This window comes from Nocardioides sp. NPDC059952, from assembly GCF_042730435.1.
Lineage (GTDB): Bacteria > Actinomycetota > Actinomycetes > Propionibacteriales > Nocardioidaceae > Nocardioides.
The window spans coordinates 1-12629 of record NZ_JBHWLY010000077.1 but is presented as its reverse complement, the minus strand read 5'-3'; the positions used below and the strand labels follow the sequence as shown (position 1 = coordinate 12629).

The following is a 12629-nucleotide window of genomic DNA, read 5'->3' as shown; positions in this document are numbered from 1 at the left end:
GCGAGCGCATGCCTCCTCGCCGCCTCCGTCTCGACGCCGAGCTGGTCCGGCGCAAGCTGGCCCGGTCCCGCGAGCACGCCAGCGAGCTGATCGCCGCCGGGCGGGTCACGGTCTCGGGGAACCGAGCCACCAAGCCGGCCACGGGCGTCACCACCGACGTCGCGATCGTGGTCACCGAGGACCCCGACCGTCCGGACTTCGTCTCTCGCGGCGGGCACAAGCTCGCCGGAGCGCTCGCGGCGTTCGAACCGCTCGGGCTCTCGGTCAAAGGCCGCCGCTGCCTCGACGCCGGCGCGTCGACCGGCGGGTTCACCGACGTACTGCTGCGCAACGAGGCCAAGCAGGTCGTCGCCGTCGACGTCGGCTACGGCCAGCTCGCCTGGCGGCTGCAGCAGGACGAGCGGGTCGTCGTCCACGACCGCACCAACATCCGCGACCTCTCCCTCGACGTGATCGGCGAACCCGTCGACGCCGTCGTGGGCGATCTCTCCTTCATCTCCCTCGAGCTCGTCCTGGACGCGCTGATCGGGGTCACCAGCCCCGACGGCGACCTGGCGCTGATGGTCAAGCCCCAGTTCGAGGTCGGCAAGGACCGGGTCGGCAAGGGTGGCGTGGTCCGCGACCCGGCCCTGCGAGCCGAGGCCGTCAACGCCGTCGCCGCGGCCGCCGCCCAGCGAGGCTGGGGCGCACGCGCGGTCACCACCAGCCCGCTCCCGGGCCCGTCGGGCAACGTCGAGTTCTTCCTCTGGCTGCGCCGCGGCGAGGCCACGGTGACCGAGGACGAGATCGAGGAGGCAGTCCGCGAGCAGCGCGGTCTGGAGAGCCCCGCAGCCGGGGAAGTGTCGGTGCCGTCTGAGAAGGTTGATCCGTGAGCGAGCCCGAGACCCCTGCTGGGGACCCAGCGCCTGCGGACCCGGCCGAGGTTCGGCGCGTCCTCATGCTCATCCACACCGGTCGTGAGGAGGCCCGCGAGGTCGCCCTCGCCTGTGCCAAGTCGCTCGCGGTCCACGGCATCGTGGTCCGGGTGCTGGCCAGCGAGGCCGCCGACCTGGGCATCGACCCAGCTGCGTACGAACCGAAGCTCGAGTTGGCCGCCGAGGAGCACGACGCGAGCCGCGACTGCGAGCTGGCGCTGGTCATTGGCGGCGACGGCACCATCCTGCGCGCTGCCGAGATCGTCCAGCCCCACCGCACCCCGGTGCTCGGGGTGAACCTGGGCCATGTCGGGTTCCTGGCCGAGGCGGAATACGACGACGTCGAGTCCACGATCGAGGCGATCGTGCAGCGTCGCTACACCTCCGAGGACCGGCTCGCGCTCGAGGTCAGCGTCTTCGAGGACGGTCAGAAGGTCTTCCGGACGTTCGCGGTCAACGAGGCCAGCGTCGAGAAGGCCGCGCGCGAGCGGATGCTCGAGGTCGTCGTCGAGATCGACGGCCGGCCGCTGTCGAGGTGGGGCTGCGACGGCGTCGTCTGCGCGACCCCGACCGGCTCGACGGCCTACAACTTCTCCGCTGGCGGCCCGGTCGTGTGGCCGGGCGTCGAGGCGCTGCTGCTGACCCCGATCAGCGCCCACGCCCTCTTCGCCAGGCCGATGGTGGTGGCGCCGACCTCGGTGCTGGCCGTCGAGGTCATCTCGCGCGCCGACGGCGTCGGCGTGCTCTGGTGCGACGGCCGGCGTTCCTACGACCTGGGCCCGGGCGCCCGGATCGAGGTGACCCGGGGGGTGGAGCCTGTCAGACTCGTCCGCCTGCACCAGGCTCCGTTCACGGATCGTCTGGTGCGGAAGTTCGGACTGTCTGTGGAGGGATGGCGAGGCGCCGCGGAACGGCGTCCGTTCAGGATGAACGGAGGCGAGAATGCTTGAGGAGATCAGGATCTCCGGACTCGGGATCATCGAGTCCTCGACCCTGGAGCTCGGACCGGGGCTGACCGTGGTGACCGGTGAGACCGGCGCGGGCAAGACCATGATCGTGACCGCGCTCGGGCTGCTGCTCGGCGGCCGCGGTGACGCCGGCTCGGTCCGCAAGGGCAAGAAGGCGGCCCGGGTCGAGGGCGTCATCGACGCCCGGTCGCTGCCGGGCGTCGTCGAGGCGACCGAGGAGGCCGGGGGAGAGGTCGAGGAGGGCCGCGTCCTGGTGGCGCGCACCGTCGCCGCCGAAGGCCGGGCCAGGGCGTACGTCGGCGGAGCGACCGTCCCGGTCGCGACCCTCGGCTCGGTGACCTCGCCGCTTGTCGCCGTCCACGGCCAGTCCGATCAGCACCGGCTGCTGCAGCCGCGCGCCCAGCGCGACTCGCTGGACCGCTTCGGAGGCGACGCGGTCGCCAAGCTCATCGCGGCCTACGGCGACATCCACGCCGAGCTCCAGAAGGTGGAGCGAGAGCTCGACGAGGTCACCACCCACGCTCGTGAGCGGGCGCAGGAGGCCGACCTGCTCCGCTTCGGCCTCGGTGAGGTCGAGGAGGTCTCGCCGGAGTCCGGCGAAGATGTCACCCTCGCCCAGGAGGAGGAGAGGCTCGGCTACGCCGACACGCTGCGCACCGCCGCCGAGCAGGCTCGCGAGGCGCTCTCCTCGGAGGTCGACGCCCCCGACGCGCTGGGCGCCATCTCGGCCGCGCGCCAGGCCCTCGACGGCGTGCGTGACCACGACCCCGAGGCCGCCGGGCTGGCCGACCGCCTCGCCGAGGTCTCCTACCTGCTCTCCGACCTGGCCGCCGACGTCGCCTCCTACGCGACCGCGATCGAGACCGACCCGGCTCGGCTGTCCGTGGTCTCCGAGCGCCGCGCGGCGCTGACCGCGCTGACCAGGAAGTACGGCGAGACCATCGACGAGGTGCTCGCCTGGGCCGAGACCGGCGCCAAGCGCCTGCTCGAGCTCGACTCCGACGATGACCGGATCGAGGAGCTCCGCGCCGACCGGACCAGGCTGCGAGCAGCCCTCGCCGAGGCCGGCCTGGCGCTGTCGGACGCCCGTGCAGACGCGGCCGGAGCCCTGGCCGAGGCGGTCAGCGACGAGCTCACCGGCCTGGCCATGCCGCACGCCCGACTGGTGGTGGACGTACGCCAGAAGGAGACCGACGCGCCCGCCTCCGAGGAGGAGGCGCACGCGCCGCTGAAGGTCGGTTCAGGCAAGAACGGCCGCTGGCTGCGCTACGGCTCCAACGGCCTCGACGAGGTCGAGCTGCTGCTGGCCGCCAACACCGGTTCGGAGCCCCGCCCGCTCCACAAGGGTGCCTCCGGTGGTGAGCTCTCCCGGGTGATGCTGGCGATCGAGGTGGTCCTGGCGGCGACCAGCCCGGTTCCGACCTTCGTCTTCGACGAGGTCGACGCCGGCGTCGGCGGCACCGCCGCGGTCGAGATCGGTCGCCGTCTCGCCCACCTGGCCCGGACCGCCCAGGTCCTGGTCGTCACCCATCTGCCCCAGGTCGCCGCCTTCGCCGACCACCATGTCGCCGTCGAGAAGACCAGCGACGGCGTGGTCACCAGCTCTGGTCTGACGGTCCTCGGCGACGAGTCCCGCGAGCTCGAGCTCTCCCGCATGCTGGCAGGGCTGACGGCTTCCGACACGGCCATCGCGCACGCCCGCGAGCTCCTCGAGGTGGCCCGCGCGGCGAAGGCCTGACCCCGCCGAAACCTCGGTTCTGGCGACCCGAATCGGTCGTTGTGGCGAACGACACACGCCACAACGACCGATTCGCCCGCCAAACGTGCGCATTCGGCCGCCACGACGACCGACTCGCCGGATGGGAGATCCGGGGACGCGCCGTGGCGCCGGGGGAGGATTGGCGGGACATGAGACTGCCTACTCGCCAGATTCCCTCCGTGCTCCCGGGCATCCGCGGCACGCTCCGCTCGGGGCGGCCGACCAGGGCGCTGATCCCGCGGCTCAAAGAGGGCGACATCGCGGTCATCGACCACGTCGACCTGGACCGGACCACCGCGCTGGCGATCGTCGCCAAGGGCGTGATCGCCGTGGTCAACGCCCAGCCGATGGTCTCGGGCCGCTACCCCAACCGGGGCCCGCAGACGCTGGCCGACGCCGGGATCGAGCTGATCGACAAGATCGGCGAAGCCGGGTTGGAGAAGCTGGTCGACGGGCGCAAGGCCCGGATCCTCGACGGCGAGATCTTCGACGGTGAGCAGCTGCTGACCTCGGGCCGTGCGCTCGACCAGGAGTCCCTCGACCACGACCTCGAGGACGCCAAGCGTGGCCTGAGCTCCCACCTGGAGCTCTTCACCCACAACAGCAGCGAGCTGCTCAAGCGCGAGGAGGAGGTGCTGCTGCACGGCAGCGGCGTACCTCCTCTGGACACGCCGCTGGCCGGTCGGCCGGTCGTCGTGGTCGCCGACCATCCTGACCTGGGCCGGCTCTTGGGCGACCTCGCCGGCTTCCTGCGCGAGCAGCGCCCGGCCGTCATCGCGGTGGGTCCCGCGGCGAAGAGGCTGACCAAGAAGCAGGTACGCCACGCCGTGGTCGTCCTGGGCCCCGATACCGACACCTACCCCGAACCGAAACTGCTCACCAGCGCAGCCGAGGTCGTCCTCGCGCCCGGCGCCTCCGCGAGCGAGAACGCCAGCGAGCTCCTCGACCGGATCGGCGTGCAGCCGAAGCGGTTCGAGTCCGCCCTCGCCCCCGAGGACGCCGCCCTGCTGGTCGCCTACGCCCAGCACCCATCGCTGGTGGTCGGGGCCGGGCTCAGCACCACGCTGACCGACTTCCTCGAGGACCAGCGCCCGGGCCTGGCCGGCACCTACCTGACCCGGCTCGCGCTCGGCCCGACGCTGATCGACGCCTCCGCGGTGCCGGCCGTGCGCCGCAAGGATCCCCGCAGCCGCCGGCTCGTCCTCCCGCTCCTGGCCGCGGTGACGGCGCTGGCGATCGGTGTGCCCGCCGGCATCTGGGCCGCCGACCACGATCTCACCGCGATCGGCACCGGAATCGTGAGCAGAGCCGGCGACGGGGCCGCGGCGAGCCCCACCTCCGGCGAGAGCGAGACGAAGGGCGCGAAGGATCCCCAGCAGAGCGCCGAGGCCCGGTTCGTCGCCGAGGCCGGCGACGCACTGCTGCCCGGCAGGCTCGCCGGCCAGAAGGTCGCCGTCGTCACCCTCCCCGGCGCCGACCCGAAGGCGGTCGCCGCGCTCACCGGCAACATCGAGGCGGCCGGCGGCGAGACGACAGGGGTGCTCGACGTACGACCGAATCTGCTGGACCCCGACCGCAAGCAGTATGTCGACAGCCTGGCCACTCAGCTGGTCAAGCAGCTGGGCCGCGGCGACGCGGGGCAGGCGACCTACCAGCGGATGGGTCAGGTGATCGGAGAGACCTACGCCGGCACCAAGCCGCCCCCAGCGTTCGACCAGCCCGCGAAGACCGCCGCTGTGGCGTTGCTCACCGGCGACCTGGTCAAGGCCCAGGGACGACCGACCGGACCGGCGGGCCTCGTCCTGGTCGTCCTCGGTGAGGACAGCGAGGACACGACCGCGGTCGAGGGCCTGGTCGAGGGCTTGGGCGCGACCACGAAAGGCCTGGTCGTCACGGCACCCACAGAATCTGAGACCCTCCAGACGCTCCGCGCCAACGACTGGCCGGGCTGGTTCGCGTCGGTCGACGGCATCGAGACCACCACCGGTCAGATCGCCGCTCCGCTCGCGCTGGCTCGACAGACCAGCCAACAAGGTGGCGATTTCGGTGCGTCAGGTTTCGGTGGCCTGCTGAAGCATTGATAGGATTGAGGCCCATGAAGTCGGCGAGCTTGACCAAGCACATTTTTGTCACCGGGGGCGTCGCCTCCTCATTGGGAAAGGGCCTGACGGCATCGTCCCTCGGCCGCCTTCTCCGTTCGCGTGGCCTGAGCGTGACCATGCAGAAGCTGGACCCGTACCTCAACGTGGACCCCGGCACGATGAACCCGTTCCAGCACGGTGAGGTCTTCGTGACCAACGACGGTGCCGAGACCGATCTCGACATCGGCCACTACGAGCGGTTCCTCGACACCGACCTGGTCGGCCACGCCAACGTGACCACCGGGCAGGTCTACTCCAACGTGATCGCCAAGGAGCGCCGCGGCGACTACCTCGGCGAGACCGTCCAGGTGATCCCGCACATCACCGACGAGATCTCCGAGCGGGTCCTGGCGATGCACGGTCCCGAGATCGACGTGGTGATCACCGAGATCGGCGGCACCGTCGGCGACATCGAGTCGCTGCCGTTCCTCGAGGCCGCCCGCCAGGTGCGCCAGCGCCTCGGCCGCGACAACGTCTTCTTCGTCCACGTCTCCCTGGTGCCCTACATCGGCCCGTCCAAGGAGCTGAAGACGAAGCCGACCCAGCACTCGGTGATGGCGCTGCGCCAGATCGGCATCCAGCCCGACGCCATCGTGTGCCGTGCCGACCGCGAGCTGCCCGAGGGCATCAAGCGCAAGATCGCGCTCATGTGCGATGTCGACGAGGACGCCGTGGTGACCGCCGCCGACGCCCCGAGCATCTACGACATCCCGAAGGTGCTCCACCGCGAGGGCCTGGACGCCTACGTCGTGCGCAAGCTCGACCTGCCCTTCCGCGACGTCGACTGGGCGCTGTGGGAGGACCTGCTCCGCCGGGTGCACCACCCCAAGGAGGAGCTCACCATCGGGCTGGTCGGCAAATACATCGACCTTCCCGACGCCTACCTGAGCGTCGGCGAGGCGCTGCGCGCCGGCGGCTTCGCCAACGAGGCCAAGGTCAACATCCGCTGGATCCCCTCCGACGAGTGCGAGACCCCCGAGGGCGCCGCCAAGAACCTCCACGACGTCGACGCCGTCTGCGTTCCCGGCGGCTTCGGCATCCGTGGCCTGGAGGGCAAGCTCGGCGCGCTGACCTACACCCGCACCCACCAGATCCCCACGCTCGGCCTGTGCCTGGGGCTGCAGTGCATGGTCATCGAGTACGCCCGCAACGTGCTCGGCCTGGAGAAGGCTGACTCCACGGAGTTCGACGCCGAGACTCCCGAGCCCGTCATCGCGACGATGGAGGAGCAGAAGGCGTACGTCGAGGGCGCGGGCGACCTCGGTGGCACCATGCGCCTGGGCCTCTACCCGGCCGAGCTCAAGAAGGGCTCGATCGCGGCCGAGGTCTACGGCGAGACCTCCATCGAGGAGCGTCACCGCCACCGCTACGAGGTGAACAACTCCTACCGCGACCAGCTCGAGGACGCCGGCCTGGTCTTCTCCGGCCTCTCGCCCGACAACCAGCTGGTCGAGTTCGTCGAGCTGCCCCGCGACGTTCACCCCTACTACGTCTCCACCCAGGCCCACCCCGAGCTTCGCTCGCGGCCGACCCGCCCCCACCCGCTCTTCGCCGGGCTGGTCAAGGCGGCCCTGGACCGGCAGAAGGAGCAGCGGTTCCCGATCGACGAGTCCAACCTGCGCCGCGAGGTCAACGAGGTCGAGCTGCCGGAGTCCGAGCCCGCGTCGATGTGAGGAACGAACATCGGCGCAACGCGAGGAGGTCGAGCGAGCGCAGCGGGTGAGCTTGCGAACCCGCGAAGCGGGTCGAGACACAATGTCGAGGCCTGAGATCGACTGACAGAGCCCCTGGGGCCGGCGGACGCCGGCCCCAGGGGCTCTGAGTCTGTCCTAGCGACGTACCTCGCCGGTCGGCTTCACCTCGCCGCGCCATGCACCGGTCGCGGTGCCGCGGTTCTCGATGAAGTCCTTGAACCGCTCGAGGTCGCCCTTCGCCCTCATGTCGACGATCTTGAGCACGTCACCGGTTTTCTCGACAGCGCCCTCGGGCTCGTACTCCAGGCGGAGCGTCACCTTGGTCGTGTTCGCCATCTGATCCGGGGTGAAGGACACCGTCCCCTTGTTCTTGGCGCCCTCCACGGCGCGCCAGGTGATGCGGTCGTCGGGAACCTGGTCGACGATCTCGGCATCCCACTCACGGGTCACGCCGCCGATCTCGGCCTTCCAGTGCAGGTGCTTGTCGTCGAGCTGTCGAACCGACTCGACGCCCTCCATGAACTGGGGGAACGACTCGAACTGGGTCCACTGGTCGTACGCGGTGCTGACCGGGACCTCGACCTGGACGCTCTTCTCGACGGTGCTCATGTCGTGTCTCCTCTCGATTGCGTGCGACACGAGGGGTACCCGCCGTGCTCGCGGGCCATACCTCTGGCGGCCCGCCGATTCCGCTGCGATCACAGCGCGCGGGCTGCGACCTGCCGTGAGTGCACGTCGGCCATGCGGATGATCGTCTGGCGTACGAACGGGACCAGCGTGTCGCCCTCACAGGCGGCCCGTGCGGTGGCGGCGACGTCCTCGCCGGCCTGTGCCGGGTAGAACCGCAGCTGGAGGCCGTAGGCGAGCAGCCCGCCGCCGCGGATCTCGCGCACGGCCTCGAGATAGCGCTGGGCGTACGGCGCCAGGATCTCGTCCTGGCCGGGCCGCCAGAACGCCGAGCTCAACCCGTAGGCGCTGTCGGTGCGCGGCAGCCGGCGCTCGACCATGGTCACCTGCCAGGCCTCCTCCTTCGCCTCCGCGAGCGGCTGTGCGGTGCGTACGGCCTGGGCTGAGACCCACGACTCGGGATCGGGGTCGCGTGCCTCCAGCGCGGCGACCGCCTCGGCGTCGTAGTCGCCCGTCTCGGCACGTCGTCCGAGCAGCCGCCAGGCCACCTGTACGTCCTCGGCTGCCCCTTGCTCGGCGAGCGCGAGCTGCTCGGGTGTGGACGCGTGCGCGGCGAGGACGCGGAGTGCGGTGTCGCGGTTGGCCGGGTCCGCGGCGAGCGCCGCGGCCGCTTCGGCGACCAGTGCACGCTGCTCAGCGACGCGCTCGGGCGCGGTCCACAGCTCGGCGGCGGTGACCGCCATGCTCAGGAACTCGCCGGTGACCTGCGGGTTGCGCTCGCGCTCGAGGACCGAGAGGACGCGCGAGACGACCTCGGGGCCGGCGATCTCGCCGCGGAACAAGGCGGACCAGGCGCTGTTGACCGCGACCGCCCGTGCCACCGCGTCGGGCAGCAGACCGGCGTTCTGGCCGAGCCAGGCCTCGCTGGCCTCGTCCGAGCGCACCGCCGCGAAGGTCACGTCGGTCGCGTTGACCAGGTGCGCGGCCGCCTCGGGGAGCGAGACCGCGACGGGCTCGCCCGCCACGGTGACCGGGGTGGTCGCCAGCAGCGCGCCGGAGGCGTCGTAGGAGGCGATGTCGAGCCGGTGCGGACGCACGGTCCCGTCGGCGCCGGTGACCGAGACCTTGCCGTCGGCGAGGGTGATCACGTCGGTGCCGGCGTGGTCGAGCCACGCGGTGGTCCAGGCGGAGAGATCCTTGCCCGCCGCCGCGCCGAACGCGCTCATGAGGTCGGACAGGACCGTATTGCCGTAGGCGTGCTCGGCGAAGTAGGCCTGCAGCCCGGCCAGGTAGGCCTCCTCGCCGATGTAGGCGTGCAGCTGCTGCAGCACGGCCTGGCCCTTCATGTAGGTGATCGCGTCGAAGTTGGCCATCGCGACGTCGACGCTGGGCACCACCCCGCGGATCGGGTGGGTGGCGGGCGTCGCGTCGATGTCGTAGCCCGCCTTCTTCTCGGTGAGCGCGATCGAGGCCCACACGTCGGCGTAGTCGGGGAGCGCGGCCGAGGCCCACACGGCCGCCCAGGAGGCGAAGGCCTCATTGAGCCACAGGTCGTCCCACCAGCGCATCGTGACCAGGTCGCCGAACCACATGTGGGCCATCTCGTGCAGGACCACGTTGGTGCGCTCGGTGCGGTCGGCGTGGGTCGGCGCCGTGCGGAAGAGGAACATGTCGCTGTGGGTGACCGCGCCCCAGTTCTCCATCGCGCCACCCATGTCAGGCACGAAGATCTGGTCGTAGCGTCGCTGCGGGAACGGCATCCCGAACTTCGTGCCGAACCAGGCCAGCCCGTGCTCGGTGACGTCGAGGATCTCCTCGCGGTCCCGCTCGAGCTGGCTCGCCAGCGACTGACGGGCATAGAGCCCCAGGTCGTAGCCGCCGCGCTCGGCACGGACCTCGACGAACGGCCCGGCGTTGACCACCACGACGTACGTCGAGAGCGGGGGAGTGTCCTCGAAGACCCAGGTCCGCGCGCCGGCTGCCGGGTCGGAGACCTCCGCGGGCGCGGAGTTCGACAGCACTGTCCACTGGTCCGGCGCGGTCACGGTGAACCCGTGCACCGCCTTGAGGTCCGGCTGGTCGAAGCAGGCCCACAGCCGGCGGGCGTCGTCGGGCTCGAAGGAGGTCCACACGTAGACGTTGCCGTCGGAGGGGTCGACGGTGCGCAGCACGCCCTCGGAGGCGGCGGTGTTGGACTGGGAGGCGGTCACGACCAGGGTGTTGGCCTCGGCGAGGTCCTCGAGCGGGATCCGTCCGGTGCTGATCGTGGCGAGATCGAGCGCGGTGCCGTTGAGCGTGGCCGCCGAGACCTCGGCCACGCAGTCGACGAACGTGCTCGAGCCCGGGGTGGCGGAGAAGGTGATCGTGGAGACGCTGGAGAGCGTCTCGCCCTCCAGCAGCCCGGTCAGGTCGAGCGAGATGTCGTAGCGCTCGACGGTGACCGTGGCGGCCCGTTCGGCCGCCTCCTCCTGGGTCAGTGAGGCAGGGGCGGCGGGGGAGGTCTCAGACATGAGCCGAGGGTAGCCTCGGGCCATGACACCGGACGCAGGAATTTCCGACTCGACGGCCGATACCCACGGGCCGCTCACCGAATGGGACGTCCCCGAGAGCTGGCCGGTGGTCTCGAGCGAGGACCTCCATCGTGACGGCTGGGTGGTCGCGCTCCGCGCCGACCGGATCAACCGACCCGGCCACGAGGACGAGGAGCCGTTCCGGCGCCTGGTCGTCGAGCACCCTGGTGCCGCGGTCGTGCTGGCGCTGGACGAGGACGAGCGCGCCCTGGTCATCACCCAGTACCGCCATCCCGCCCAGCGGCGCTTCGTCGAGCTGCCGGCCGGCCTGATCGACTATCCCGGCGAGGACCCGCTCGACGTCGCCGTACGCGAGCTGCGCGAGGAGGTGGCCCACGAGGCGGCCGAATGGACGCCGCTGCTCTCGACCTATGCCACGCCCGGGCTCACCGAGGAGATCCACCACTTCTTTCTCGCCCGCGGCCTGACCGCGACCGACCGCGACGGCTTCGAGCTCGAGCACGAGGAGGCCGAGATGAGCATCCACTGGGTGCCGTTCGAGGACCTCCTGGAGGCGGTGCTCACCGGCAAGGCGACCGACTCGCCGGTCGTCCAGGCCGTGCTTGCGTACGCCGCCCTCAAGTCGCGTGGCAGAGTCTGATCAGGCGCCCGGTCAGGACCGATCTACGTGGTTTTGGTGACTTGCGCCACACCGGGTTAGACATGCCGCATCAGGCGGCGAACATCCGGCTGACCCGTAACCCACGGACCACCACATTCAGGGGAAGAAATGAGAATCGGCGTACCCAAGGAAGTCAAGAACCACGAGTACCGGGTGGCGATCACCCCCTCGGGTGTCCACGAGCTGGTGGCCAACGGCCACGAGGTCTTCGTCCAGGCCGGTGCCGGTGTCGGCTCCTCGATCTCTGATGCCGAGTACGCCGCGGTCGGCGCGAAGATCCTCGGCGACGCCGACGAGACCTGGGGCAACGCCGACATGGTGCTCAAGGTCAAGGAGCCGGTCGCGGAGGAGTACCACCGTCTGCGCGAGGGCCTGACCCTGTTCACCTACCTCCACCTGGCCGCCGACAAGCCGCTGACCCAGGAGCTGCTGGCCAAGAAGGTCACCGCGATCGCGTACGAGACCGTCGAGCTGCCCAACCGGGCGCTGCCGCTGCTCTACCCGATGTCGGAGGTCGCCGGCTGCCTGGCGCCCCAGGTCGGCGCCTACAACCTGCTCAAGGCCCAGGGCGGCCGCGGCACCCTGATGGGCGGCGTCGGCGGTGTCGCCAACGCCAAGGTCGTCATCATCGGCGCCGGCGTCTCCGGGCAGAACGCCGCCAACATCGCGCTCGGGATGGGCGCCGACGTGACGCTGCTCGACACCGACCTGGAGAAGCTGCGGATGTCGTTCTGGCGCTACTCCAACCAGGTCCACGGGCTCGCCTCCAACAAGCTCGCGCTCGAGGAGCAGGTGCTCCAGGCCGACCTGGTCATCGGCGCCGTGCTGATCCCGGGCGCGGCCGCGCCGAAGCTCGTCACCAACGACCTGGTCTCGCGGATGAAGCCCGGCTCGGTGCTCGTCGACATCGCCATCGACCAGGGCGGCTGCTTCGAGGACTCCCACGCCACCACCCACGCGGACCCGACCTACCAGGTCCACAACTCGACCTTCTACTGCGTGGCAAACATGCCCGGTGCGGTCCCGAACACGTCCACCTACGCGCTCACGAACGCGACGATGCCGTACGCCGTCGCGCTTGCCAACAAGGGCTGGACCCAGGCGCTGCGCGACGACGCCGCGCTCGCCAAGGGCCTCAACACCCACGCCGGCCAGCTCACCAACGCCCCCGTCGGCGAGGCCGTCGGGATCGACGCGGTCGCGCTCGACTCCGTCCTGGCCTGAGGTACGAACCCGCCGAGTCGGCTCGTTCTGACAGCTGAATCTGCCGAGTCGGCTCGTCATGACGAGCCGACTCGGCGGCATTTCTGGTCAGGATGAGCCGACTCGGCGGC

9 protein-coding genes are annotated in these 12629 nt (G+C 70.8%); 7 read left to right on the top strand and 2 right to left on the bottom strand.

Annotation, left to right across the window (positions count from 1 at the left end; genetic code table 11):
• Positions 1-8: 8 nt before the first annotated feature.
• From ACFV9G_RS25075 to ACFV9G_RS25055, 5 genes are all read left to right on the top strand, one after another.
• Positions 9-872 (top strand): TlyA family RNA methyltransferase, encoded by an 864-nt coding sequence (locus tag ACFV9G_RS25075; protein WP_378731118.1) that lies wholly within the window; start codon positions 9-11, stop codon positions 870-872.
• Entirely contained in the window at positions 869-1864 is a 996-nt protein-coding gene (locus ACFV9G_RS25070) for an NAD kinase (RefSeq protein ID WP_378731116.1), read from the top strand. Before ACFV9G_RS25075 ends, ACFV9G_RS25070 begins: the two co-directional genes overlap by 4 nt.
• Positions 1857-3620 (top strand): DNA repair protein RecN, encoded by a 1764-nt coding sequence (recN, locus tag ACFV9G_RS25065; RefSeq protein WP_378731114.1) that lies wholly within the window; start codon positions 1857-1859, stop codon positions 3618-3620. The genes ACFV9G_RS25070 and recN overlap by 8 nt, the downstream gene beginning before the upstream one ends.
• Positions 3621-3790: 170 nt before the next feature.
• The gene (gene steA / locus ACFV9G_RS25060) at positions 3791-5722 is read left to right on the top strand and encodes a putative cytokinetic ring protein SteA (RefSeq protein ID WP_378731112.1); all 1932 of its coding nucleotides are present in this window, start codon (positions 3791-3793) and stop codon (positions 5720-5722) included.
• A 14-nt stretch (positions 5723-5736) separates the two neighbouring features.
• Positions 5737-7455, top strand: coding sequence for a CTP synthase (locus ACFV9G_RS25055; RefSeq protein WP_378731110.1), 1719 nt, complete (start codon positions 5737-5739; stop codon positions 7453-7455).
• Between the two features lie 156 nt (positions 7456-7611).
• Here the strand turns inward: ACFV9G_RS25055 and ACFV9G_RS25050 are convergent, their stop codons facing one another.
• Positions 7612-8085, bottom strand: coding sequence for an SRPBCC family protein (locus ACFV9G_RS25050; protein WP_378731108.1), 474 nt, complete (start codon positions 8083-8085; stop codon positions 7612-7614).
• An 89-nt stretch (positions 8086-8174) separates the two neighbouring features.
• Positions 8175-10613, bottom strand: coding sequence for an aminopeptidase N (gene pepN, locus ACFV9G_RS25045; RefSeq protein ID WP_378731106.1), 2439 nt, complete (start codon positions 10611-10613; stop codon positions 8175-8177).
• 22 nt (positions 10614-10635) lie between these two features.
• Between pepN and ACFV9G_RS25040 the strand changes: the two genes are divergently transcribed.
• Positions 10636-11274, top strand: coding sequence for an NUDIX domain-containing protein (locus ACFV9G_RS25040; protein WP_378731104.1), 639 nt, complete (start codon positions 10636-10638; stop codon positions 11272-11274).
• 129 nt (positions 11275-11403) lie between these two features.
• Positions 11404-12519, top strand: coding sequence for an alanine dehydrogenase (ald, locus tag ACFV9G_RS25035; protein WP_378731102.1), 1116 nt, complete (start codon positions 11404-11406; stop codon positions 12517-12519).
• Positions 12520-12629 lie beyond the last annotated feature (110 nt).

Coding starts and splice junctions, on each gene's coding strand:
- ACFV9G_RS25075 (WP_378731118.1), top strand. CDS start 9: ATGCCTCCTCGCCGCCTCCGTCTCGACGCCGAGCTGGTCCGGCGCAAG.
- recN (WP_378731114.1), top strand. CDS start 1,857: ATGCTTGAGGAGATCAGGATCTCCGGACTCGGGATCATCGAGTCCTCG.
- steA (WP_378731112.1), top strand. CDS start 3,791: ATGAGACTGCCTACTCGCCAGATTCCCTCCGTGCTCCCGGGCATCCGC.
- ACFV9G_RS25055 (WP_378731110.1), top strand. CDS start 5,737: ATGAAGTCGGCGAGCTTGACCAAGCACATTTTTGTCACCGGGGGCGTC.
- ACFV9G_RS25050 (WP_378731108.1), bottom strand. CDS start 8,085: ATGAGCACCGTCGAGAAGAGCGTCCAGGTCGAGGTCCCGGTCAGCACC.
- pepN (WP_378731106.1), bottom strand. CDS start 10,613: ATGTCTGAGACCTCCCCCGCCGCCCCTGCCTCACTGACCCAGGAGGAG.
- ACFV9G_RS25040 (WP_378731104.1), top strand. CDS start 10,636: ATGACACCGGACGCAGGAATTTCCGACTCGACGGCCGATACCCACGGG.
- ald (WP_378731102.1), top strand. CDS start 11,404: ATGAGAATCGGCGTACCCAAGGAAGTCAAGAACCACGAGTACCGGGTG.